The sequence below is a fragment of the Marinimicrobium sp. LS-A18 genome (assembly GCF_000463525.1).
Classification (GTDB): domain Bacteria; phylum Pseudomonadota; class Gammaproteobacteria; order Pseudomonadales; family Cellvibrionaceae; genus Marinimicrobium; species Marinimicrobium koreense.
This window is the reverse complement of the sequence record NZ_AWEP01000006.1, coordinates 777,383-802,574: the sequence shown is the minus strand read 5'-3', so window position 1 is coordinate 802,574 and position 25,192 is coordinate 777,383. Positions and strand designations below refer to the sequence as shown.

The 25,192-nt window shown below is 58.0% G+C and carries 23 protein-coding genes; 1 reads left to right on the top strand and 22 read right to left on the bottom strand.

The window, feature by feature from the left end; genetic code table 11:
* The first annotated feature begins 9 nt into the window (after positions 1-9).
* Complete coding sequence (locus N645_RS17615; RefSeq protein ID WP_024462245.1) at positions 10-1,344, top strand: DUF3300 domain-containing protein; 1,335 nt, start codon at positions 10-12, stop codon at positions 1,342-1,344.
* A 137-nt stretch (positions 1,345-1,481) separates the two neighbouring features.
* Here the strand turns inward: N645_RS17615 and N645_RS18115 are convergent, their stop codons facing one another.
* The 22 genes from N645_RS18115 to tssJ form a co-directional block, all read right to left on the bottom strand.
* Positions 1,482-1,757 carry a hypothetical protein gene (locus N645_RS18115; protein ID WP_152521725.1) on the bottom strand — a complete coding sequence of 92 codons (276 nt, stop codon included), beginning with the start codon at positions 1,755-1,757 and terminating at the stop codon, positions 1,482-1,484.
* Positions 1,758-1,780: 23 nt separating this feature from the next.
* Positions 1,781-2,419: a hypothetical protein gene (locus N645_RS0114545; RefSeq protein ID WP_024462244.1), complete on the bottom strand. Its 639-nt coding sequence runs from the start codon at positions 2,417-2,419 to the stop codon at positions 1,781-1,783.
* 225 nt (positions 2,420-2,644) lie between these two features.
* Positions 2,645-3,064, bottom strand: a complete 420-nt coding sequence (locus tag N645_RS0114540; protein ID WP_024462243.1) for a hypothetical protein — start codon at positions 3,062-3,064, stop codon at positions 2,645-2,647.
* 14 nt (positions 3,065-3,078) lie between these two features.
* Positions 3,079-4,608 (bottom strand): hypothetical protein, encoded by a 1,530-nt coding sequence (locus N645_RS18255; protein ID WP_024462242.1) that lies wholly within the window; start codon positions 4,606-4,608, stop codon positions 3,079-3,081.
* Complete coding sequence (locus tag N645_RS0114530; protein ID WP_024462241.1) at positions 4,605-5,699, bottom strand: hypothetical protein; 1,095 nt, start codon at positions 5,697-5,699, stop codon at positions 4,605-4,607. The genes N645_RS18255 and N645_RS0114530 overlap by 4 nt, the downstream gene beginning before the upstream one ends.
* On the bottom strand, positions 5,696-6,970 hold the full coding sequence (locus N645_RS0114525) for a TIGR02270 family protein (RefSeq protein ID WP_024462240.1): 1,275 nt from the start codon (positions 6,968-6,970) through the stop codon (positions 5,696-5,698). The genes N645_RS0114530 and N645_RS0114525 overlap by 4 nt, the downstream gene beginning before the upstream one ends.
* Positions 6,971-6,977: 7 nt before the next feature.
* Positions 6,978-7,361 (bottom strand): DUF4150 domain-containing protein, encoded by a 384-nt coding sequence (locus tag N645_RS0114520; RefSeq protein WP_238559264.1) that lies wholly within the window; start codon positions 7,359-7,361, stop codon positions 6,978-6,980.
* 13 nt (positions 7,362-7,374) lie between these two features.
* Positions 7,375-8,370 carry a DUF2169 domain-containing protein gene (locus tag N645_RS0114515; protein WP_024462238.1) on the bottom strand — a complete coding sequence of 332 codons (996 nt, stop codon included), beginning with the start codon at positions 8,368-8,370 and terminating at the stop codon, positions 7,375-7,377.
* An 11-nt stretch (positions 8,371-8,381) separates the two neighbouring features.
* Positions 8,382-8,930 (bottom strand): hypothetical protein, encoded by a 549-nt coding sequence (locus N645_RS18220; protein ID WP_024462237.1) that lies wholly within the window; start codon positions 8,928-8,930, stop codon positions 8,382-8,384.
* Between the two features lie 22 nt (positions 8,931-8,952).
* The gene (locus N645_RS0114505; protein ID WP_024462236.1) at positions 8,953-10,935 is read right to left on the bottom strand and encodes a type VI secretion system Vgr family protein; all 1,983 of its coding nucleotides are present in this window, start codon (positions 10,933-10,935) and stop codon (positions 8,953-8,955) included.
* Between the two features lie 124 nt (positions 10,936-11,059).
* The gene (locus N645_RS0114500) at positions 11,060-11,542 is read right to left on the bottom strand and encodes a type VI secretion system tube protein Hcp (RefSeq protein ID WP_024462235.1); all 483 of its coding nucleotides are present in this window, start codon (positions 11,540-11,542) and stop codon (positions 11,060-11,062) included.
* Between the two features lie 344 nt (positions 11,543-11,886).
* The gene (locus N645_RS0114490; protein WP_238559281.1) at positions 11,887-12,834 is read right to left on the bottom strand and encodes an AgmX/PglI C-terminal domain-containing protein; all 948 of its coding nucleotides are present in this window, start codon (positions 12,832-12,834) and stop codon (positions 11,887-11,889) included.
* Between the two features lie 5 nt (positions 12,835-12,839).
* Positions 12,840-13,343 carry a biopolymer transporter ExbD gene (locus tag N645_RS0114485; protein WP_024462233.1) on the bottom strand — a complete coding sequence of 168 codons (504 nt, stop codon included), beginning with the start codon at positions 13,341-13,343 and terminating at the stop codon, positions 12,840-12,842.
* Positions 13,340-13,849: a biopolymer transporter ExbD gene (locus N645_RS0114480; RefSeq protein ID WP_024462232.1), complete on the bottom strand. Its 510-nt coding sequence runs from the start codon at positions 13,847-13,849 to the stop codon at positions 13,340-13,342. Before N645_RS0114480 ends, N645_RS0114485 begins: the two co-directional genes overlap by 4 nt.
* Positions 13,850-13,853: 4 nt before the next feature.
* On the bottom strand, positions 13,854-14,471 hold the full coding sequence (locus N645_RS0114475) for a MotA/TolQ/ExbB proton channel family protein (RefSeq protein ID WP_024462231.1): 618 nt from the start codon (positions 14,469-14,471) through the stop codon (positions 13,854-13,856).
* A 224-nt stretch (positions 14,472-14,695) separates the two neighbouring features.
* A complete protein-coding gene (locus N645_RS0114465) occupies positions 14,696-17,224 on the bottom strand; it encodes a bifunctional serine/threonine-protein kinase/formylglycine-generating enzyme family protein (protein ID WP_081666200.1) in 2,529 nt (842 codons plus the stop codon).
* Between the two features lie 28 nt (positions 17,225-17,252).
* Positions 17,253-18,062, bottom strand: coding sequence for a PP2C family serine/threonine-protein phosphatase (locus tag N645_RS0114460; protein WP_024462228.1), 810 nt, complete (start codon positions 18,060-18,062; stop codon positions 17,253-17,255).
* Entirely contained in the window at positions 18,055-18,792 is a 738-nt protein-coding gene (gene tagF, locus N645_RS0114455) for a type VI secretion system-associated protein TagF (protein ID WP_024462227.1), read from the bottom strand. Before tagF ends, N645_RS0114460 begins: the two co-directional genes overlap by 8 nt.
* Entirely contained in the window at positions 18,792-22,331 is a 3,540-nt protein-coding gene (gene tssM, locus N645_RS0114450; protein ID WP_051174472.1) for a type VI secretion system membrane subunit TssM, read from the bottom strand. Before tssM ends, tagF begins: the two co-directional genes overlap by 1 nt.
* A gap of 21 nt (positions 22,332-22,352) precedes the next feature.
* Positions 22,353-23,249 (bottom strand): type IVB secretion system protein IcmH/DotU, encoded by an 897-nt coding sequence (gene icmH / locus N645_RS0114445; RefSeq protein WP_024462225.1) that lies wholly within the window; start codon positions 23,247-23,249, stop codon positions 22,353-22,355.
* Between the two features lie 29 nt (positions 23,250-23,278).
* Positions 23,279-24,613, bottom strand: a complete 1,335-nt coding sequence (gene tssK / locus N645_RS0114440; RefSeq protein WP_024462224.1) for a type VI secretion system baseplate subunit TssK — start codon at positions 24,611-24,613, stop codon at positions 23,279-23,281.
* A gap of 42 nt (positions 24,614-24,655) precedes the next feature.
* The gene (gene tssJ / locus N645_RS0114435; RefSeq protein WP_024462223.1) at positions 24,656-25,150 is read right to left on the bottom strand and encodes a type VI secretion system lipoprotein TssJ; all 495 of its coding nucleotides are present in this window, start codon (positions 25,148-25,150) and stop codon (positions 24,656-24,658) included.
* Positions 25,151-25,192 lie beyond the last annotated feature (42 nt).

Sequence of the window (25,192 nt, the reverse complement as noted above, 5' to 3'; positions counted from 1 at the left end):
GGACACCCCATGAAGACATCCTGGACTACCCTGGCCACCGCTGCCCTGCTGCTTGTGCTCAGCCTGGGCGCCTGGGCCGACGACGACTACAGTCAGGCCGAACTGAACCAGATGCTGGCCCCCGTCGCCCTCTACCCGGACACCGTACTGTCCCACATCCTGATCGCCAGCACTTACCCCCTTGAAGTGGTACAGGCGAACCGGTGGGCTCAGCGCCACCGCAATATGGAAGGCGCCGCCGCGGTGTCCGCCGCCGAGCGCGAAGGCTGGGATCCGAGTGTGACCGCCCTGGTGGCCTTTCCCGACATTCTCGAGCGCATGGCGGATGACCTGGAATGGACCCAGGATCTCGGCGAGGCCTTTCTGTGGGATGAGGGCGAGGTCCTCGCCAGCGTGCAGGACCTGCGACAACGAGCTTACGAGGCAGGCACTCTGCGCACCACCGAACATCAGGAGGTGGTCATAGAGCAGAAAACCATCATTGTCGAACCCCGGGTTTCCGAGGTCATCTACATTCCTTATTACGACACCCGGGTGGTGTACGGCCCCTGGCGCTGGCACCACCACCCGCCCCACCGCTGGCATCGCCCCAGTCGGGGCTACTGGAATGCGGGTATCTTCTGGAGCTTCGGCACCCGGATTGACCACCACAGCTTCTATTTCAGCAGCTTTCACTGGCACAACCGGCACACCGTGGTGATTGACATTGACCTGCACAACCATCACCGCTTCCACTCCGGCCGCAGTGTGGTTCGCTATAAAGAAGCGCGCCGCTGGAAACACAACCCGAGCCATCGCCGCGGCGTCGAGTACCGTCGCAGCACGGTGCGTCAACAGTATGCCGCCCCGTCGCGCACCGCACGCCATTCCGGGACACGAGTGGAACGCGCCCAGCGTGTAGAGCGCATCGAACAGCGCCTGCAGAACCCCCGCAGCAGCGCCCGGAGTGAACCCCGTCGTTCGCGGGACGCTCAGGCTCGAAATGATCGGCAACAACCCCGGCTTGACCGCAGTGAACGACGCAGCGATACCTACCAGACCCGTCGGGAAACTCCGAACCGGATGGAACAGCGTTCCGGCGAGCGCCTGCGCGCCAATGAGCCGAACCGCGACCGTGCACAGGTGCAGCGTCAAGCCCGCGAAGAGCGTACCCGCACCACTCGCACCGAGCGCCCCTCCCGGGAGGAACGAGCCAACGCCCGCAACCTTCGGCAACCAGAACGGAGCCAGCAGAACTTTCAACGCAGCACCCGGGATCGGGTGGATGCGGCCCGCAACCGCTCATCTATCAGTGAGCGAGCTCGCCAGGGCCGAAATGAAAATGGACGCGCCGAGCGGCGGTGATCAAGTAATGGGTTAAAGCGACTACTGCAGGGAAGCGCAGCCACTTGAAACAGAGCGGGTCACGGGAATTGGTCAATTCACAATCGTTCAGGTTGACACATAGGGAAATGGCACACCAGTCACACCAGGAAAAATAGCTAATATTTCATCAAAAATTCTGTGATCATCGAAATGCTCTCGATTAGCTCCTTATCTCCTGGACCAGCAAGATTCCGTCCTGATAACAGATGAAAATTTAGAGAACGTCCTTGCAACTCTTCATCAATTGATTTCCCCCTTTCAATACAATTTCGAACAAAGCTAATCTGTGAACACATAGATCCGAAAACATCTCCGGGATGCTCTCTTTCTTTCTTAGCCAAAGCAGTCAAAGCGAAATCAAATGCGCGACCTAGCTCTTTATGAGAAACCATTTCAACATCCAAGGAATCAGGATCTAATAGGCGCTCTCTCCAGGCTTTAAGTACCGTTTCAAATCCTCCGAATCCACAGGACCAGTAATCCTTTCATCTAGAATTTCATCGTTTTCCCAATACCCAGAGAGCGTATACATTATATTCGTCGACCAGTCACTAGCATTAACCAGTTTCAATCGGAACTCTGTCTCATAGCGCCCCGGTATTCGCTTCCACCATCCCCAGCTAAAATTATCGAGATTTCTAAAAATACTATAAACCTCATTAGCCACACCCTCCATGTAGCCGTTATCGCCTTCTACAGCTTTTTGAATTGCCTCATCAATTCCCTTTTGAGTACCCCTCAAGTTTCTTAAAACCCTGTCCCGCCAGGTCTCCGGCCAGTCTGACGCCGACCATTGATGCCAGTCATAATGCTCAGACGATCTCTCGAAAAATGCGCCCAAGGCATTCTCCAGAATTTCAATCGCTCTTCTATGCCATCCAGACATTTCTCTCATGTATTCAATGCTAGAAAACTTTCTTTCCAGCAATGCTCTTCTTAACTCGTCATGCATGTTGAAACTACGCCCCCCACTCTTAGCATCCTCTTTGGGTGCAGCCAGGCCATTATTACCAAAAGACAGGAAGCGCGCCGGTCGCACGCGGACGAACAGCATTTTTAAACCAAACTCTAGACGCTATAAAATAATTCAAGACCACAAAGAAACCAGAGATTTATACAAGCATGGATCATCCGAAATCTCACAAACATACACCATAAATCATAATCAGCATCCTTCTCTGGATCGGGACAATCTAAGCTTGGCCTAAAATACCATAACGAAGGCTATTAAAAGTAGGACTCCGAACACTCACATCTCACTTAAAAAAGTTTTATTCGTCTACTCATCAGTCCACATTTCTATAAACTCCTCATCATTCTTTTTTCTGGATAACCACAAAAAGAAATCTTCAGACTCTTCATCAGACCATGGGTCAAGATCGTCCAATGACGGAGGTTTATACAGCTCCTCTATCACGAGACTTCCCCCATCCCAAAGACGAAAAATATTTACAGTGCCGGCCTTTTCAACCTCTACTCGCCACTCCGGGCTCTTAAAACTATAATCTTTTTGACCAATTTTAAGGAAAGGCCCGCTTTCTCCTGAAAGCACACACATGTAACCCTTGGACCACTTTTCAAAAAAGCCTTTCTTCCGGGGAGGAAGCGTTGTCTCGGACCTAGAGATTTCTTGAGTTCGCCCACTATCTAGATCGACATTCAGCAAGCGATTTCGATCAGTCTTGTTCTTTATAAGCATATCATTCTCTCAATTTATATCTGACCGTATTTTAATATGTACTCTTCAGGCTGTTCTTTTAACCAATCACTAAACCCCGACAGCAACTTGTCCACATCTGGATTTGGTCTAGAAGCAGACTTAATAATGTCGGTGTAACTTTTACCTTTTTCATTTACTAAGAAGTCTACGGTCGGACCTAGTGGATCTCCATCGTATCTCTTAGTGTTTATATCGTAGATAAAGTCCCTAAGAGGCTCTGGCGTGGCGTTTTTGTATTTGATACCCAGTGCCCTTCTGGCATCATTGGCCTCTATAGCCAAAGCTTTCTTTTCATCAATAGTCATTCCAGGCTGAATTCTTTCTGAAAACTTAGACAAAGATACCACCTCCTCTTCATACGCTTTTCTTAAGGGATTATTTTTAAAATCAGCCCCCACCCTGTCGACAATCGCCTCTTCCAACTCTGAACGTGATAAAGCCACACTCCCGATCGATGCAGAGTCACGGTGCTCACTTCTGGCCTTCAACTCAATAACACTAGGCTGATCCGTACTGGTGCTCGTTTTCTGATCTACTGGCACATCCAAACTCTTACTGAGTTTCTTCCGGCGCAGCTGTCGGGCCAGATTGCGAAACAGGTGGCCCAGGCTGCGCAGTCGGCTGGCGTGGCGTAGCTGTGAGGCGGCCTGGGCGGCGTTGCCGGCGCCGGCGGTGAAGATGGCCAGCAGGGCCGCCAGGACGATTTCAAATACGCCGGCGCCGGCAAACTCGGCCCACTCAACGCTGGATTGATTGTCCGCCATCGCCTGGGCAAATTCCAGCAACATTTCCCTGGTGGGTGCATCGTCGGCGATAAAGGCGGCTATGTCGTAGGCCTCGGCGATCAGCCCCATCAATTCCCGCAGGCGCTCCTCGCTGATATCGTCCGGCTCCACGCCGAATAGGCGGGCGAGGTCTTTCTTTTGCTCGTCCTGCAGGTTCTGGTTGACGCTGTCATACCATTCCGACCAGGTCAGCTCGCCGTCCTGATAGCTTTGATAGCTGGCCCTTAGCGTATCGCCCAGGAGGTTGGCGGGACTGAGGTAATAGGAGAATTCCGCGACTTTGTAGGCCGTTTTGCCCACAAACTCAACGAACCCCACAGCGCCATTCCAGGCACCACGCCCCACGGCCTGAATGTGTTCAAAAACGCGCTGTGGACCACCCATCTGTTCGAGTTCACGCTCGTAGGCTTCGGCTTCCAGGCGTTGATCTTCGATGATCTGGTCAAGGACTTCCTTGATCGACGCTCGGGTCACTTCGATGCGCGCATCCAGGTCGGGTTCGGGTAATAACGTTACGCGCACATTACCTGGCGGCAGTCCGGCCAGACACACCTGGCCCTGGTCGTTGAGTCGCCCCACCCAGACCATACCGTCGCTGTCGGTCGCCCGGAAATAGCCATACACGGCACGCCCGCTCTGAAAGCGGTACTCCAGTTCCAGCCAGTGGTTATCATCGAGGTCATCGAGGTCGGAGGCCCGACCGCCACCGACCGCAACACCTTCGCCGACTTGCGTCATGCAGCCACTCCTTCAGCCTGTAAGCAGATCGCTCCCCGATAGCTCTGGTCGGCGGAGCCATAGATGAGGTGGGTATCGTCTCCCGGCAGACTGAGCGCTGTCTGGCCCGCGAGAGCCACCAGCACGGCGCCTGTCGCGGCGCCGATATCACCGTAGTACTCGGCGGGGTGATGCACTTTGGGATCGTCGAACAGGTGGTGGTTGCGGGTCAGTGCCACACCCAACTCCTTGCCCCAGTAACGTTCGCCGTTCGCACTGCTGTAGATGTTCTTGATGGTCCGCTGCGTCGGGCGCCCCGCCAGGGCCTGCTTGAACGCCTGATCCAGGCCCTCGCCCCGGTAAGGTTTGTCACTGAACCAGTGCCCGGACTCGTAGCCAAAACCCGGCTCAGTCAGGGCGACGCGACGACCATTCTGAATCAGCGCCTTCTCCGGATCCGGCGTCAGGCAGAGATAACCGGCAGCTTCTCCCGGTGCAAAGGCGTTGCTTCCGGAGTGCGGACGCAGGTGCTGAGCCGCCAACCGCTTCTGCCCGTCGAGCATCGCCAGCAAAGGGCTGAACTGGTAGCTGTCGGCCCCACCAACCAGAACAGCGTTGTGGCCAATGTCATAGGCATAGTGAAAGGCCAACTTGATCGCCTCAATGGCTCCCGGACGGCCGACACTGACCGCGCGGGAGCGTCGAGCGTCGATGGCACCGGGCGCCAATTGTTCGTACAGCGCGGGAAGAAAGGCGTCGCTCAGCCCGGTGGCGACACCGGGGTATACCTCGGGACCGGCATAAAGCAGGGGAATCGGCGAGCCCGTTGAGACGGGCTGGAGCGCCTGGGCGGCGGCCACCGTGGACATTGCCAACATCCGTTGCTCGCGCAGCGTCAGTTCCGGGTACTGCTCCAACAAGGTCGGCAAAAGTGGCAGGGCTTCGTCGGGCACCAACGCCTGAACGATCAACCGGCGCTCTCCGGTAAAATAGCTGCTGGTGGCGTAGCGGCTGATCTGTGCGCCAGCGGCGGCCCACACCATTTCAGTAGAGCCACCAATGGCGGTAATCATGCCGCTGCCGGCCAGATACAACACTCGGTTCTGGGTCATGACAATTCTTGCCTTCGTTCCATGGAGTACCAGGACTGTTGCGGATCGAGCAACGCCAACTCCAACGCGGCCGCGGCGCGCTGGCGTTGGGGCCCCTCCGACAGAACCCGCTGTAGATTGGCCTCGGTGACCGGCTCACCCAGCAGGAGCCGTTCACCCGGTGGATAACGGTGCTTGATCGTCTCCCAGAATACGGTCAGCTTTTCGGTGTTGGGCCAGGGCAAGTGCTCATCGTCATCCATCGGGGGCACCGGTGTGTCCGGGTGATCCTGTGCTTCAGCATCATTGAGGTGGGGGAGCTGATGGTGCAGGTCATGAGCTTGCAGATCGACGCCCGTGATCTGGTAGAACGCCTCACCCGCCACACGAGCCAGCGACAATTGCTTCATACAGCGGAGCAACCAGGGAACCGCTTCCGGGTCGCCCAGAGCCGCGGTAGCGATCACGGATAACCGGGCCGCGTCCGGCGAGGTTTGACCGAATAGTTGCGCGACCCACTGCTTGGCCTCGGTACTCGGCAACATACGCATGGCCAAGATCAACGCGTCGCACTGCCGGGGGCCCGGCTGCAAGGCAAACGGCATGAGCATTTTCGCTGCCGACCGATCGCCCAACAGAATGGCCGAGCGGCAGGCCTCAAACGTGACCACCGGTTCGCCACTCTCGCGCCCTTCCGCCAGGAACGGCGACAGGTCACGACGTTTGAAAACGCCGACGCAGTGCAACGCTTCACCGTGCAGCAAGCTGTCAGCACGACAGTCGTTCCGGCGCAGAATCCGGGTCAGAAAGTCGCAGGGGTCCTCGCCACGAGCCCGGCAGGTCGCCAGTGCCAGCCGCTTGTGAATGTGCTCCTTACTGATGAAAAATTTACGCACCCAGTCGTGGCAGTAACGGCCGGGCAGCCAGGTCAGCGCCGACACCAGCGCGGCGAATCCCGCCTCATCCTGTAACCCCGCTTCTACTGCTTGCTGGATACACCCCACCTCCAGTGTACGAAACGCCACAGCGGCCGCGGCAAACACCTCACCTGGCCCTGCATGAGCCAGGGCGCTCTGACAGGAGGCCCAGGCTCGCTCAGGGGCCTGCGCCAGGGCGAACAGCTGGGCGTCAATACGGCTTTCGAGTTCCGCCAGGTCAGAGGTTTGGTAGTGCGGTTGAATCAACGCCCGGGAGCGTAACAACCAGAGAAAGGCAACCTCTTCAACGCAGTCGTCAAACTGTGACTCAAACCCCGAGAACGGATTGGGGAAAGCGGTAATAGCAACGGTCATCCCTGATCTACCCCATGATGTTTTTCTTGTTATGGTAGAGGGGATCACCCATGCGGCAGACGTTTTTACCCTCAATTTTGACGTCAAAGGAGTACATCATGTACTCGCACTCGGCCTTGTGCTTACCACTGATGATTCCCTTTTTGACACCGGCTTCATCGCCGGCGCTCTTGCTATAAATGGCGCCTTTGACCATCGGCATCTGACCGTCCAGCGTGACGGATTTGGAGCCCTTTGCGGTATCCGACGAACGGCCGATATTCGGGTAGGGAATCGGTACGACGGAAGACCCCACTGGGGTTTTGCAGACATCGGGAAATACCGTGCTCATGCCGCCACTGCCCTTATGGGCAATACCGCGGCCATTGGCAAAGGTCGTTTGTGCCATCATTCAATTCCTTTGTTTACCGGGGTTGTCGGGTCATTGAGACCGTCACTGACTCCACGCTCAGCACGTCGCGTGGACAACTCAAACTGGCCCGCCAGGTTAAACTCACGGTGCGCTTGAACGGCTGAAAATAGAGTGTTTCCAATCGGGCCGACAGAGGCTCCTGACGCCCCCCGTGGTGAGCGCTGACCGAAAGAGGAACCTCAGGTAACTGTCCGGTCCATGCCCCATCGGGATGCATGCCGGTCAGTTCGAACGGCTCACCGCCGCGCATCCAGCCCGGGTACACCAGGCCGGGAGCGGCCACATTAAAAAAGCGCCGGGAAAAATCCTCCGGCGCAAAGGGCGCGCGGCGAAGACGCCACTGTTGATCGTAGGTACCAACGAACCGGGTGCGCGGTTGCCAGTGCGGCGCCACTGGGCCCAAACCGACCGGCTCGGGGCTATCGCCCCGGTTTCGAAGCAGCGCCTGCGGGTGCTCAATATTCGGCATCAGCTCCCCATCCACTGAGCGATCAGTGCACTGCGCACTGGCGAATCGTCCAACCGGATTTCGTTCGCTGTAAACCCGCCGGCGATCGCCTTCGACGACCGAGCCGCCGTACGCCCGCTCCCATGTCAGCGGCATTCGCTCAAACGGGTTGGCCACGGAGATCTGGCCCTGATCCCATCTCCGGTCACCGAACACCATGAGCGACTGGCTCACCCGCCCCACCGATACCGTCACTGGCAACTGCCTTACCGGACGCCCGCCGGGCGCCCAGGCGTCACCTTCCACCAGGATATCCGTAGCGGTTTTCCCCAGGTGAATTTCACTGGGGTAACGCAAACTGGACTCATGCGGCTCGCCGTAATACTCGTCTGCTCGCCACACCGGAACGGGCTCATCGGCGAGCATCCAGCCCTCCTTAAAGCTCGCTTTGACAATGACGTACAAGGTCTCAACGCCGGTTTCATCGTTAAGGGCCGTCAGCTCCGCCTCAAAGGGTGTGCGGTTATTCAGCTGCAACATGATCCAAGCACTCAGTTCATCTGGATGGAGGCACCGAGAATGCGATTCACGCCCTCGGAACGACTCACCAGATGTCGGCCACGCAGGATGATTTTCCCCGCCTCCGTCAACGTGATGCTGGCAGAACCGCATCGCAACACCAGCTTCTCCTGCCCTTCCATTACCAGGTCGCGCGCCGGTGCATCATCCACTTCCACAGACATCGCTTGCCCTTGCCGGGAGCGGGGCTCCGATCTATCGCCCTGCCCGGCCTCCAGAGTCAGTTCCAACGGTGTGTGTACAAACCCCATCAGCAAAGGAGTAGCGACTTCACCAGTGGCGTTCTTGACCACGGCCTGACGACCAAGATCCGCGCGCGAGACCGGCAAGGCCGGCAAGGTAACAAGACTGCACCGCTGCCCGTCGACAACGACGCTCACTTCGGGCGCACCCTGCTCCGTAAACCCCGCCAGAGTACCCACCAACCAGGCCCCCTCTGGGGCAGAAAACTGTGGCGCATCGGCCGGCGCGTCCTCGGTGCACCGCACCGGCTCTGCCAACTGTTCGTATTCACTCGCCACACTGCGTCTCCAAAAAAAAGGGTTAATTGCTGGTCACTTTGCTGCCCTTGAGCACGACGTTACCGGAACCCTTGACATTGATATTGGCCCCACTGATCGTGATATCACCGTTGCTTTTCAGCTGGATCATGGCCGAACCGGTTTTCAAGGTAATTTCATCATCAGCCTGCAGACTGATGGACTTGGCGCTCAAACCATACTGTTTGGTCACCGACTCACGGTATTCACCCTCAACGCTTTCGGTCAGGTTATTCTTGACCGAAATCACCATGTTGTTCCCGATGGTTTCGGTGTGGTCTTTCTTGACTTCCAACTGTTTACTGGCGCCAATGGTTTCCCGGTGATTCTCCCCGACGTCTATCGACTTATCCTTGCCGATGGTCTCGCTCTGATTATTGTTGACGGTTTTTGTCCGATCGTTCTCAATCAGACTCGTTTCATCATTACGGACCGTTTTCGTTCGGTCATTGTCGACAGTGAGTGTCTGATTGTTTTCGACCTCGACGTCGTAGTCTTTTTCGGCATGTAGCAGGATCTGCTCCGCCCCTTTCTTATCCTCAAAGCGAAGCTCGTTGTAATTGTCCGAGGTACCCTTTTGAGTAGAGCGGGTTTTAATCCCGCTTTGGGTCTTCGAGGTATATACCGGGCGATTCTTCGAGTTGTAGACTGAGCCGGTGACCAGCGGTCGATCCGGGTCGCCATTGAGGAAATCAACCACCACCTCCTGACCAATACGCGGGATAAACGAGGCGCCCCACTGATTACCCGCCCAGGACTGGGCGACACGAAGGAAACAGGAGCTCTTCTCGTGGCGCTCATCATCACGGTCCCAGTGAAATTTGACCTTGATACGTCCCAGCTCATCAATGTAGATTTCCTCTCCCTCCGGCCCCACGACCCAGGCCGTTTCCGGCCCCTTCATTACCGGGCGTTGGTGTACGACCTTCGGACGAATAGCTGTGTCTGCCGGAACACAGATAAAATCATTGATATAATACTGGGCCTGGCCTTCCCCGGTGGTCTGAGTGTCCTCCACCACCTCGTGGTGCACCTCCAGGAGAATATAAGCACCTTTCTCCAGGCTCGACTCGTGTTTGGCCAAGGTGAACTTTCCGCCGGCAACCATCTGAGGGTAATCCGAAGAGCCGGAGACGACACTGCGATCGAGTTCTTCTGCCTGCATCCGCATCCGCGGCACAGATTCCGCGTCACCGGTGTGGTAGAAGCCGGGGTATTCATAGTGCTCAAACTGACCATTGTAGGCAAAGCCGTTCTGCCCCTGGCTGTTGTTCAGCAGGGATTTTTCCGGTGTACTGAAATCAAAGTCGTTCAATGTCCATTGGCCGGTGCGGTACTGATACCGGTGTTGCCAGCGATGAATTCGAGCGCCCGGATTGGAACCCGGGGAATACTCAAGTTGGCTCTCGTCCAAGGCAGGAAAGGCGCTGGCCTGATCTACCAGAATCAGTTTATGCTTTCCTCCGGCATGTTCGAAAAAATACGAAATGCCATCTTCTTCCAGCAGCCGGCATACGAAATGGAGGTCACTTTCGTTGCGCTGCACACAGTATTCACGGGTGCTTCCCGGCTGCGCACGAAAGTCAAAATCCTGCAACCCCTGCTCGGAGAAAATCTGTGAAACGATATCTTTCGTTGTTTTGTTCTGAAAAATTCGATTGTTGACCGTGTGGCGAAGAAACGAAAACCATGGGCGAAGCACAATTTCATAGGTTCTGAGATTATTTCCCTGAACCTCTCCGGCCACAAAACGGGCAATATGTCCGGAAAACTCCCGCCCATTCTCGCTTTTAAGCGATACGTGACCCAACTTCCCCATGACATCATCAGCTCTGATGTCGAGCTTTTCCGACATCAAAGTGACATGAAACTCAAACAACCCGGACACACTCTCTTTTCCGGAAAGTCGCTTGACGAGAAAGGTATCGGACCCCAATGAAAAGTCGCTGATGGCGACCTGGCGGTTTTCCTGAGTAAGCTGCCCCATAGACTTAGCAACCTGTTAGCCGCGCACCAAACGGCACGGTATCGTTCCTTGTATCCCGCCCTTTGCAGGCGGGACGATATTCGCTGAGTGGGCCCTGCGATCTGGCCGCAAGGCCCGACCTGACTTACAGCGGCTTCGCAGTGGTCAAGTCGTAACCCACGCGCTGTGGACTAGAGGACTTGTTCGTCTTATCGAAGTCGTTGTAGTTGACCATGATCTTCGAGAAGCTCAAAGAAATGGTTTCTACCGGGTCGCCATCTTCAGCGCCTGCAATCTGATAACCACTGACCAGGCAGTCTTCCAGCACGTAATCCATATACTCGACGACTTTATCAGCGCCGGTCTGGACGAACTTGATGGTGACTTTCTTGCCTGCGGATCCGGTAACGGCTTCTTTGAAAAGCGCCGTGGCCGAATTGTCCGCCACCTTGGTCAAGGTGATTTCACTGACAGTAGGACGAGTGGCTTCGCGGTTGGACAGGTTGCCGGGCTCCATGGAGATGCCGCGACCAACACCGAAAGAAAGGGACTGAACAGCAATGTGGTCCTTATAACCCTCCGCTGTTACGTTTCCTTTGATGCCTTCATACTCAAGATAAATTGCCATTTTTAGTCTCCTTGCGTTTGCTGTTTATGGACATCAGGCCTGGAAGCCTTCAGACCCGAGCAACTTTCCCTGCCGCTTTACACGCGATAAAAAAAGTACTCGGAATAAACTTCGCATTCCTGGTACCCGGGACGAATGATAGCCAATTCACTGACCACCAACAACCTATCTCGCAAAAACAGAATGTTTTTTTTCGATAGCGAGAATCGCATCACTTAAATCCTTTAAATACGGGATTTTTATGTGAACTGGTTCTCCACTTTTGCCGTACAAAAAATAGTCTTAAGACCATTACCACGCCAAAATAAAATCTGCCTACCGCAGTGTCGTAAAAATCAGCTTCATCACGACGGAAGAAATTCGATCGGATAGATGATGGTAATGGTCTGTGCGCTTCGTTCTTCGAAACGAAATTGTAAAACGCGGGCCCTGATTCTCTGCTCCAGACGATGATCGTCCAGCTCGCTGGAAACAATCGCCACTTCGGTCACCTCACCGGAAGGCTCAATGGTTATTTCCAGCACCAGACGCCCCTGCAAACCGGGCGTCTGCCGACGTGCACGGTTGTAGAGTGAGTACAGGAGGCCTTTATTGCGATCGAAAACCAGGCTGACCTCTTCGTCCGTTCGCCCAGTCTGCGCGAAACTGTCCCGGCGCTCCGGCTTGTCCGCCGGGTCCTCGGCGAGCGGAGTCTCCAGGGTGGTAAGATCGCGTCGCGCCAATACACTGCCACCCTCTCCGGCCGATACTGCGGCAACATCACGTGCGCCCGTTCGCTCAGCGGCTGATGCCAGATCACCGTCGCCATAACCCGTGGCCGTCTGCCCGGCATCGGCGCCACCTTTGCCTTCGGTGTCTACCCAGTCATCCACCTCAGAGGTATCCATCAGGCTGTCCAATTGATTTCCGAGCGCCAACAGGCCACTGCGCTGCGCCTGCTCCCGGGCTTCACGCTGCGCTTCGTTGGCAGGTTCCTGCACGGCGGGTCGCTCGCGCTCCCGCTCGACCAGGGGCTTTGGCTCAGCCACCGGCAATGGCTTGGGCTTCACCTCCTCCGGCACTTCAACCGGCGGATCGCTGGGTTGCTCGAGCATAAAGCGGGCCACCTGCTCGGGAATATCCGCCCGGGTCATGCGTGGTTTTTCCGGAACCTCAACCAGCGATAACGTCAACGCGATTGCCAGCGCCAACCCGGCACAGCTGATCAGCCACCAGCGATAATGGTTGGCTGAAGATCGACCGGGCTGCCACTGGATGACCAGGTCCTGATAACGGGGGGCGGTCTGCATCATGATGGTCACAACTGACTCGCCTCCTCCGCTGGGTCAGAGATCTGACTGGCGGCGAACGCGACCTGACGAAACTCCAGAACCCGACTGGTTTCCACCACCCGCCTGATGATTTCGTAAGGGACAGACTGATCGGCCAATACCGTCAGGGTGTCGTTTTCACCACCGGCAGACAGGGACAGTCTGTAGGCCAGCTCCTCCCGCAGCGGCTCTATGACACCATTGCCCGCTTGGGTCACCTCCGCCAGTGTCGTCACCGACTTCCCGTGCACGAGTATGGCCTCTCGTGATATCAATACCCGCAGGGTTTCCTCTGGCGGTTGCTCGGCGGTGGAGTCCGGCAGTTTCATCACTTTCTGGCTCGGCAACTCACTGTCACTGGATGCATTGACCAGCAGGAAGAACACCAGAATGGTAAAGATATCCATCAGTGACACGAGATTCAGCCCCGGCGACTTGCGCAACCTCTGGTTGCGCTGAATACGGCGGGCCCGTCGACTCAGAGATTTCATGCCGAACCCTCCCTGTCTGTCGGCGCATCACCCAGCGATATGTCCGGAAACAGCTCGACCCGCTCGAGCGTACCAAGCTGTACCTGCTGCGTGCTCCCGACCCGATCCATCACCTGTATCAGAGTGTTGTAGGAAACGCCCGGCGCGAGCCGCAAGGCAATCCCGGTTTCATCGGGGAAACGCTGCTTGATTTCAATCAGCGCTTCCCGAAGCTGGCGCCACTGAACCTCATCATCCGTTCGTTCCAGACGCGTAATCACGCCGATGTTGGCATCCCTCAATACCAGGTCATCGTCCGACACCAACAACTGGAGCTGAAGATCCAGCGGCTGTTCCGAGGATTCCTGCTCCGTCTGCGGCCCCGGAAGATTCAACTCCAGAACGGTCATCCGGGAGAAAACCGCCGTAATCAACAAGAACGGGACCAGTATGACCATCAGATTCATGAACGCTGTGATGTTCAGCTCAGCGGCCTCCTGAACCTGACGCTTGCGACGAAAGCGCATGCCTTTACTCCCTGATCATCAAGTTCAGACATTTGACGGCCGCGGTTTCAATACTGTCGACCACTCGCGCCGCTTTGGTGGAAAGGTAGGAATGCAACAGCAACAGCGGAATGGCGGCGCAGAGCCCAAAGGCCGTGGTATTCATCGCCACCGAAATACTGGCCGACAGCATCTCCGCCTTGTCCGCCGGATTGGCCTCGGCGACGGCGGTAAATGCCTGAATCAGGCCGATGATGGTGCCCAGCAGCCCAAGCAGCGTGGCCACATTGGCCAGCGTTGCCAGGTAATGGGTGCGCTGTTCAACCTCCGGCAGCACTTCCATTACGCCTTCTTCCATCGCGGATTCGACCGTCTCGCGCCTGGGGTTCCCTTTGAAACGGGAAAAGCCGTAACTCAGAATCCGTCCCAGCGGGTCTTTCAGGTCAGTCAGAGACTGTGAGGCCCGCTCGTAATCCTGGGCCTTGAGCATCGGCGCCAACTTGAGCCAGACCCGGTTGACCGACTTCTGGGTTTTCGACAGGTAAAAGAAGCGATCCAGGGTAATCGCCAGCCCCGCCGCCATGATGAACAGGATCGCCCACATGAACGGGCCACCCACTTGGAAAAAACGAACAAATTCCATAACAAGCCTCTGTGGTTAATGATGTTTCCGTTGAGTTACAAGATCGTTGGTCGCGCTTTCTGGTGAAGTCCGACCGTTGACATTTGAATCGATGGCCAGCAAGAGGTGGCGGCGCTTCAGCCGATACTCCGCCAACGACACCGATCGCTGGTTGTAGTCGTCTACCAACTGGTGCAGCTGCTGTATCAGAGTCGTTACATCCACGGTCATATCGCTCGAGTCTCTTAGCGGTTTTTAAGCTGTCTGACCAAGCGCAGACCGGTATAGGTGTCCGGGTGGCCATCGTGTGATTTCTGCCAGCTCACCTGGCATTCATCCATCGACGTATCGTAGTGCCCCCCGGCAACCGATAACGCTCCCCCGCTGAGCACCCATTCCTGAGCGTTGCCCAGATGATTCACCAGGCCCCAGCGGTTCTGCCCACCCACGCTGGCTTTGACCATGGAGCCGCCACGTTGAATACCCCGGGAGGAGAACAGACAGTTGCGGTTCGGGTCCGGCTCTGCGCCGTCCGCTCGGGCAGCATGGCGCCACTCCTCGTAGGTTGGCAGCCGATAACGGTAACCGGTCTGTTCACTGAGCCAGCGGGCGTAGGCCTTCGCCTGCTCAATACTGATGTCAGTGACGGGTCTGTCCCGGGATTGCTCTTGCTGTACCTCACACGTTGATGCGCGACAGAAGCGATTGAAGTCCCCAACGGTCACCTCCTCACGACCAATGGCGTAAGCAGGCCGGCCCGCAAACCCGGGGACCACCACCATGTCCGGACCGAGCCCCGCGCCCGGCAAGGTATCCCGACACCCCGCGCGCGGGCCTCGGCCTCCCATTCCGGCCAGAGAGGCGTCACAGGGGTCTTTGGGTTCTATGGCGATGCCGGCAATGGCGGCACTGCGCGGAAAAATCTGCATGGCGTGCTGCTTGAATGTCTGGGCCCGGTCGGGAAAGCGAGCGCCAATGGTTTCGATGCAGGATGCCAGCGCGCCGATCATCCGGCTTTGCTCGCGCTGATATCGACCCGGGTCCAACTCCTGCAACTTGTTGACGGCAATGGCCAGGTCATCCATATTCAGCTGTTGTCGGCAGGCAAGCTGTCGATCAACGTTGGCCAGTGCGTTATCGAACTCGCGATTGACTTTTTCCTGAACCGCCTGCTTGCGTGCCTGTTCCTGCGCCAGAGCCTGCGCCGCTCGGCGCGCCTCGGCCTGCTGTTCCGCTTCGAGCCTGGCCCGCTCAAGTGCGCTGTCTATCTGTGCGGACAGCCGGTCGAGCGCGGCTTCGTCATCGCTGTAGCGCCGTGCATTGGTCAGCCGGGCACGGGCCTGCTCCAGAGCGCCTGCTTCAATTTCTTCATCAATTTTTTCCAGATACGCCTTGTAAATGGACGCACGCTGACCCTCCAGCCACTGATCACTCTCCCCCAAAAGATCCCGCAAGTCGGTATAGCTCTGCCAGAGCTGACGCTCCCATTGGGAAGAAAAGGTCAGTGTGGTCAACAGTTCGGTCAGCTCGTTCTGCTTCATTTCCAGCCTGAGTCGCTGCTCGATCTCCATCCGCACATCCTGCTCGGAAAACTGTGGAATCCACTGGTCCCGATACTGATAGGCGGCGGTCGCCATTGACGTCACCACAATCAGCGCGCCGATCGCGTATTTGGCAATCGCCACTTTCCGGTGCACGAAGGCATTCCAGAACGCCTGAACCGACGCCACCCGATCTTCGCGACGAAACGCCAGACAGTGTTCAATGGCTCGCCACTGGCTTTTGGGAATACCCACCAGGCGTTTCGGTTTCAGCTTCTGACGGGCCGCCTCGTCGGCATGCACCCGGTTGAACGGGTGCTCGCCGGCAAAAAGCTCATAGGCAATGCACCCGAGCGCGTAGAGGTCATCACGCGCATCGGGCGGAGCGCCCTCAAGCATCTCCAGGCTCGCGTAAGCGGGGGTCAGAGCGCCAAGGTTTCCCGCATCAAAAACCGTTTTATCGTCTTCCGAATCGTCGGACCGCTCGGCTTTGGCCACCGCACGGGCGATACCAAAGTCAAAAACCTTGGGAATGCCTCGGTGGGTGACAAAGATGTTGCCCGGTTTCAGATCCGAGTGAATGATGTTTTCCGCATGGGCATAGATCAATGCCGAACACACGCCTTCAAGAATCTTCAGACAATCTTCGTGGGGCAATCCGGTGGAACGATACTGGGATAACAACTTGTCCAGCGGCTTGCCATCGAGAAATTCCATGGTCATGAAAACCGTGTCGCCATCCCGGTCGAAATCGTGCACGTTAACGATATTCGGGTGCGCGATACGTTGGGTTTTGCGCGACTCTCTCTGCAGGGCGATGAACGCTTCCGGGTGGGCCTTGAACTCGTCGCTCAACACCTTGATCGCGACATAGGGGTCACGATCCTGGGCCTCGATTTTCAGCCGGTCCTTGGCTTTGTAGACCACCCCCATGCCACCGGCCCCCAGAATGTCCTCCAGCAAAAACCGGCGCTTCAGTAAACCATGATGACCCGAGGGGCGCTTCGGGGAAGCGGCCGCTTTGGGTTTGGTCGGTCTGGCGACGACGGTGGGCGGATTCGGATCCACCAGCGTGGCATCCGATCCACGACGACGCGGCGGCGCCTGATAGCGGGTTCTGTCACTCGCCGCAGGCGTTTCCTCCGATCGGCTCCTCGGGGTATACACGGTGGCATCGGGTGGGGTTTTTGCGCGCGGCGCAATCCGCGTTTTAGTGTCCCTGGTTTCAGTCATATCCCTTCATCTTCCTGACTCAACGTTCTCATTGAGCGCATTGCCGTCCATTGGAACTGTCTACTTTTCCGGGCTCGCCTTTGATCACCACCACCGAGACGTTATCCGGCGCCCCCGCGCGCAAGGCGACATCAATCAGTGCCTGAGCGCAGAGGTCAGGATCCCGGTCGGCCATGATTCGTGCGATGGTCTCGGTTTCAATCACGCCATGAAGTCCATCGCTGCACAAGAGAAACAGGTCACCGAGCCGCACATCAAACAGGCGCATATCCAGTTGCAGATGCTCTTCCACTCCGACCGCACGCGTAATCACGTTGCTACACTGATGCACTCGGGCCTGCTCGCGATTGATCAGGCCCATGGCCACCATGTCTTCTACCTGGCTATGATCCCGGCTCAATTGCGTGAGGGTTCCGTTGCGAAAACGGTACAACCGGGAGTCCCCCGCCCAGAGCACCACCCCGATACGACCGCGGATCATCAGGTGCACCAGTGTGCTCCCGATCGTGGCGCCGTCGAGCTCCATTCGGGCATAGTTCTGCAACCCCTGATTTACCCCCTGCAGACAATCTTCAACCCGATCCACCGATTCAGCCAACGCTTCGGGCAAGTGCAATTGGGCGAGACCCTGAACGATTTCCCGGCTGGCCAGGTCGCCCACCTCGTGACCGCCCATGCCATCGGCCACCGCCCAGTGGTTATGATCAGCGCACGCAAACACCGCGTCTTCATTCAACTTGCGCACCGCGCCGGCATGGGTCGCATGCTGGCAGCGCCAGTGAATGGGGCGCCGATACGTGGTATCAACCGGTTGCGGCCGGGTCTGGGTATCAAGCATCCCTGAGCTCCCTGGGGCACGGTGCGAACGGCTGCTCCCACTGCCAGTCCCGCCACTGCCCCGTATACATGGCGGCCACCCCTGAAACCGCCGGCAAACCCCGCGCCGTAACGACACAGGGTTCGACCCGATCAGATCCCGCGGTGGACCAGATGCTGTAGCTCGGCATGGTCGCCGACAGGGCCGCATCCAACAGGTAGGGATAGACCTGCTCGGGCCGGGCCTGCTCTTCATGAAGTGTGACGATACGATCACCGCCCGAGCCGGACGCTAGTCGGGTGTACTCCGCATTGACCCGCAGGGGACTGGACTGAATACGGGCCGCCAGTGAATCGATCTGAATCTGCCCGTCGAGCGCGGCCAGGGCAGCAGACTCCAGCGATTCGTACCAGTCATCGGCGGCGGTCAACGCCACCGTGGCCGGGGTATTGGCCGGCGCCGAGCCCAGGATGGTGAACGGAAAATAACGACCGACCCGATCCACGCTGGGCAGGGAAATTCCGGCCCAAAGCTGGCCGTCTATCACGCCCGGAGAGAGCGCAAATCGCCAGATGGGACTGGTGAGATACACATCCAGCCAGTGCTCGCCCAACTGCTCCTGAGTCGCAGCGATTACAGACTGTAACCAGTCATCCCAGATATTCACGCACTGCGATGGTAGCCCCCGGTGAATGAAATCACCGTGGGCGGGCAGCTTACCGAAAAAACCAACGACGCCATTGGCACTCATTACAGCACCTCCGGACACTGGTATCGGCGCAGGGGATTATTGGTCAACAGATTGTCGACGCTTTGGGTGCGCACTTCATACACCATCGTGTTCCGATCCGCACGGGTATCCGCGGCGGCGCTGGAGAACGTCAGGTGGAAGACATCCGAGCGAGACGTTTTCTGCACCTGAGCATCATCCAGCGCTCGGAACCAGGCCCAAGGCCCCTGGTACACCCGATCACTGGCGCCCCCGTTGACCTTCTCGAACACCAGACGCAGCCGGCGTTCCGCCTGATCACCCGACCAGTCAACCCGACGCCAGAACTTGGGCCCGTGACTGTACGACAGGGTCTGGTCGCCCATATCCAGGATAAAGCGGGCATTGTCTTTGGCCAGGTCTTGCGGTTTGAACTCCAGACTCAGTCGCGGGGAGGACTCCCCCGAGCGGAACATCAGTTCGGTGATCGCCTGCCCGTGGCGGATCTGAGCCAAGGCACTGGCCGAAAGCCCCAGGCCGTAACCATCCACCTGCCGGTTGTGCCACTGCCCCCGGGTCTGAACAAAGGGCTCGATATACTGCTGTACAAAGCGCTCGTGCAGCCCGCCCGGCTTGAAAAATTCACTGAAGTCGTACAGTGACATTTCCGCATCCACACCGCCCACCAGCGGGTAACGGCCCGCTGCCATGCGCTGATACGGCTGATACACCTGAGCCTGCCACTCGTTGACGACATGCCCTCGAGCTTCAATCAGAATACTCCGCCAGGTTTCCCGTGACAGGCCGTTGAGCCACTGCTCCAGGGGCTGGGGCAGGTTGCGTGCATAGCTTCGCAATTGACTGGCCGGGTTACCCTCGCCATCGGCAAAGCGCGCGCGGGCGATTTCGAACGCCCGTCGTTGGGGGTCCGGCGACATCCGGATGTCCTGCACGAAATCACTCAGCTTGCGCACCTCCCCAAGCACCGCGTGAATGGGTGCCTGACCGGCATCCCCCGCCATCAACCGATGCAGCTCACTGAAATGCCGATCCACTTCGGTGGAGTCCATTTGCGAGGCAATCAAACCGGCCGCAATACTGGTTCGTTGACTACGACCCGCTCCGGCCACCTTTTCCTTGAGCTCGGGGTTGGTCAACTGCGTCTGCGCGGCGCTGACCTCCAGTACCCGCAAGAGGGGCGAGTACAGTGGGTCTGCCGCACGCGCCAACCGCTCGCTGCCCTGATTGAGGCTGGCGAAAGAATCAATGGAAAGTGCCTGCTGTACTCCCACCCAGGTGCGAATGTAGTCGCGCAGATACAGTTCGGTCACCCGCTCGCTCAGCTCCCCGAGGTCGTCCTCAGTCATGGTCTGGGCACTCTGCTCCAGGCTCTCAAATATCCAGCGGTCATTGACCAGCTCACGCAGTACCGGCGATCGTGGTGAGAGGTCGATGGACTTGTAGCCTTCGCGGGTGAACATCCAGGGCACCTGAATCGCATCCCGGGCGTTCGCCGGCAATTCAAATACCGCGGTCAACTGATTGCCGTATTGAGCCCGCAGATCAACCGGACGTTGAAATTCCGGCTCGCTCTGAATCCGGTTATAGACTCGCTGAGCGACCGGAACCTGCAGTAGGCGTTGGGCCACCGTTCGGGCCAGAGGCTGGTTAAGCGCCTGATCCGTCAACTCCAGGGCCAGCAACCCCTCCAAGTGGTGCCGCAACGAGGTCTGAGTCTCGCGCTCCACCGTAGCGGCCCACCGACGGGTAAACCACTCGACCACCTGCGGGGCTTCCATGCGCGAAGTATCCCCGAACATCTGGTACACCCGGAACTGGTTGTACAACTGCAGATCATCTTCGGTATCCAGCAGCGCCTGCTCCAGCTCCCGCAACAATGCCTGAGTGAACGGGCCGCGCAGATAACGCTGATACGCCTGATCGGCGCGTTCATCGATGCGTCCGTCGTAGAGGCCGACGCCGGTCAATACCGGGTGTGCGTCCCGGTCGTATACAGAACTGGCCTGAGCCAGGGCGGTCAGCGCTGGCAGGTGCGCTCGGGGGGCGGCCGGACCGTAACCATCCCCTTGTCGCTGCTCGAAGCGGGACAGGTGCGAGCGGACATCTTCCATATCAGAGGCGTGGCGACTGACACTGCCTGTCCACACCATCATCAGACCCACGACACTGGCCGCCAAAGCCGCGTAAGCCGAGCGCCGCCCCCACTGCCGCCAGCGTTCATAGCGTGGATTGGTGCCCACCAGCTCAGACTCCGGAAAAATCACATCCTGAAAGAGCCGTCCCAGGAAAAAGCCTTTACCCCGATTCACCCCCGGTGCGGCCGGTTCGCGCCCAAACCCGAACTGTGCCGACACGGTACTGACCAGGCGATCAATCGGCGTGCCATCCTGGGTGCCGCTCGAGTAATAGACGCCGCGCAACAGCGGCTGGTAACGATAGCGATTCGGGGCAAAGGTCTGCTCGACAAACCCCTTGACCAGGCGGTTGAGTTGTTCAAACTGGGTCGGAAAATGCTCGATGGCGGCCCGACGCTGGGGATCGCGTTCCTGATGAAGTCGCCAGATCAGACGTTCGTACAGTCGGGCTTCGAGTTGACGAAGCTCGGCGTCAATAAACTCAAAGTCCGGGGCCGACTCCACCGAACCGGCGCGGGGCAGGCTGAGGCCCCACACCTGCTCACGCTCGTCTTTCCCCAGGTCTTCGAAAAACTCATTGAAGCCCGCGATCAGATCCGACTTGGTGAACATGAGATAGACGGGAAAGCGCACCTCCAGCTTACTCATCAAATCATCAATGCGGGTGCGAATGGTGCGGGCATGACGGGCGCGCTCTTCTTCGGTCTGGGTGAGCAGATCCTGCACGCTGATCGAGACAATCACGCCGTTGATCGGCCGGCGACGGCGGTGCTTTTTCAGAAGCCCCAGAAACCCCTCCCAGGCCGAACTGTCCACCACCCGGTGACTGTCCTGGGTCGTGTAACGTCCCGCGGTGTCCACCAGCACGGCATCATTGGTAAACCACCAATCGCAGTGCCGGGTCCCGCCAACGCCCTGCAGCGCTCCGGCGCCAAACTTTTCGGCCAGGGGAAACTCCAGCCCGGAGTTCACCAGCGCGGTGGTTTTGCCCGCACCCGGCGGGCCCACCATGATGTACCAGGGCAGCTCATACAGGGCCCGACTCTTGTTGGCACGGCCCCGAAAACGACGCTGCCGAAGCACGGCCAGCGCTTCGAAAAAGCGCTGCTGAATCTGCTGGACATCCTCGGCCGCCTGACTACTGACATAGTCCGTTGCGTTGGTCTGGCTCTGCTGAATGTCGTCCACCATCGCCTGATTCTGCTGGCGATCCCGCCATTGCAGGCGCAGGTTATTCAGCCCCCACAGCACCAGCAACACCAAAATGACCAACAGTCGGGTGATGCTGCTGGCCAGGGGCGCCGCGTTTTCATCGCCAAACTTGATCAGGGGTCCGCCAAACCAGACCAGCAACGCCAGAATAAAGACACCCACCAGCGATAAGGTGACCGGGTGGAGCAAGGTATTTTTAATCCGCTTCATCATTACCATCGGTTCCCTGTTGGTCTACTCAAACGAATCCCTGGAAAAGGTTTCAATCTGCTCATTGACGGTATCGAGCTGCTCCACAACGGGGTTGGAACTGGTGTAAAGCCAGTACCGGAAACCGGAAAAAATCAACACCAGAAGCAACGCCACGGCAGCGCTCCAGATCCACAACGGAATGGATTCTCCCAGGGTTGAGGAGGTCCGGCCGAGTCCCTGCCAACGTGGCGACAGCGCGCGCTCGTGCTCGCCGCGATACCGGCGGATGGTCCGGTAGAGCTCGTCTTTGATCTGCTCCAGGGCATCGCGACCGCGGTTCGCCAGACGGTAGCGCCCTTCGAACCCCAGGCTCAGGCACAAATACATCAACTCCAACATGTCCAGGTTCTGGGATGGGGACTGGTTCATGCGCTGCAGGATCTGAAAAAATTTCTCACCCCCCGAGGTCTCATTGTGAAACGCACTGAGCAGAGTCCGCTGCGCCCAGGGACTGTCGCTACCCCAGGGAGTATTGAGTACCGCCTCATCCAGAACCGAACAGAGAACATAACGGGCCGCCAACACAATCTCCGGCGGGTAACCCCGGTCCCGGGCATCCACTTCGAACTCCCGGATCGACTGGGTCAACTGACGGTACAGACCGCGCACATCAGTGTGGCGTGCCGACTGGCGGACTTTGCCAAATACCAGCAGTAGCGTATTGGCGGAGCTGACCAGAGGATTGAGCCCCCGACCGGCAACCAGAGGCTCAGGAGGCAGGTCCATCGCTGATGGTGGCGCGGGTGAATCAACCGGTGAAGGCGCACGCGGCTCCGGTGTTCCGGCCGCAGCGCGCGGGGTGTTCACGTCTGGTTTCATTCGGGTGCGATCGCCACCGGGGCGAGGCTGGCGAAAGACCGTTTTGTCCGGAGAATCCATGGGTGCTCCTCAATATCGAGAGGCGATCGCTATTGGCGAATCGCCCAGAATTCCATTTCCAGGCCGGGGAAGTCTCCGCCCACGTGCAACGCAAAGCCACCCGAGCTGGCCATTTCCCGCCAGAAGGCGCTGTGCTGATCCAGTTCAAAGTAAGCGTATCCCGACCGGTAGGGAATCTGCCGCGGCGCCACGGGCAAAGGTTTGATGGCAATACCCGGCATGGCGGCGTTGACCAACTGCCGGATACGCTCCACCGGGCCGACTTTGATCTGCGCCGGCAGGCGCGAGCGCAGGGTTTCCTCGGCGATATCGGCGCGCACTGCCAACACAAACGCCGCCGAAGAAAGCAGCGAGCGATCGGGAATGGTACCCACGCGGATACCGTATTTCTTTTCCTCAAGCGGCAGCCCGATGGCGGTCTGCTCATACACCATCGACAGGTAGCTGCGCAGGGTGGTCATCAGGGGCAAAAACGTGGCCTGCAATTGATCGTGCCGATACGGCGCAAACTCCGGTGGCCGCTTCTCCCTGGCGACAAAGGTGGACAACTCTCCGGCCATCAGCAGCAGTTGCTGAAACAGCGCGAGAGGATGCAGATTGCGCACCGTGGCCAGATGGGCGATCAGGGGTTCATAGCGGTTGATCATCTGCAGCATCATGTAGTCGGCGATTTCCGCGGTTCCGCCCCGGCGGGCATCCGCCAGACGGCCCGCAATCGCCTCGCCCCGATGATGCAGCATCCCCGATAACTCGGGCAGAAAGCCCGCGAGTCTGGGGGCGGCCGTACAATCGAGACAGGTGGGCAAGTACTGCTCATCGAGCAGCACGTTGTGGTCATCGCGCACCTCCGCGATGCGCAGCACGCCAATGCAGGCATACCCGCTGAGATCCTCGGACTCGAGCATCAGACGTAACCGGAGCTTACCCACATCCACGGGACGGGTATCTCCGCCATCCGAGGTGACATCCCGCGCACTGACTTCCGACACGTAATAGCGGGCCAGGGCCTGTGCATCATCTTCCCGGGAGACGTCCACCGCGCCCGGCCGACGAGCCGGTACCGCAAGATACACCAGCGTATTGTGGGCGCCTTCGGGAACCTCGAGCACCCCGGGCGCATCATCCACTTCCGGGAAATTGAAGGGAGTACCATCGGGGAACACGCCCCGCCCCCGGGAGACGGACAGCTTGCCCAGTTTGAGCAACTCCTGATCCAACTCCAATGCCTGCAACCCCCAGGCATAGGCCCCCAGGGCACTGCACTTGGCATCAATGTAGCGTTCGACATAGCGGTCGTACTGCTGAAAGTGCTGAGGGTTCAGAAACATCCCCTCGGACCAGATGACTTTGCTGCTTAACGACATGATCTATCTTCCCTATTGTTGCCGGTTCATTGTGGGTTCCGATCAGTTCAGCACTGACAACTGGTTACCCGAAATCTGCAGTTTGATGACATCCCTGAACACGTTGCGCGCGGTAACGGGAATGACGACTTTGTAGGCGGCGTTCTGGTACTGATAGAACTCGGCCATGATGCCGACATAGCGCGTGTTCGCATCGAGTACCAGCTCATAGTCCCGAATCTCGCCGGGGACCACACCGGGTAGCTGGCGTCGACGTACCAACGTATCACCGAGCACGGCCGAGTCACGTTCATACAGGCGCACAAAGTCAGCGTCAGCAAACGCCTGTTCGGCGGTCAGCTCGTAAAACCTCAGCACCACCGGCGCGGGCTCGTTGCTGTGATCGGGATTGATGTCCGCGCGCGCGTCAATGGACAGCCTGACATCGGTCTGTAACTTGAGCATGCCCCCGACGCGACTTTCCTGATTCGCGCAGGCGGTCAACCAACACACCAGCAGAACCGGGAAAAGCCTACGAAGTAAATCAAACCGTTCCATAATTCATGTCTCCTATCGTTACCGGTCGATCATCGCGACGCC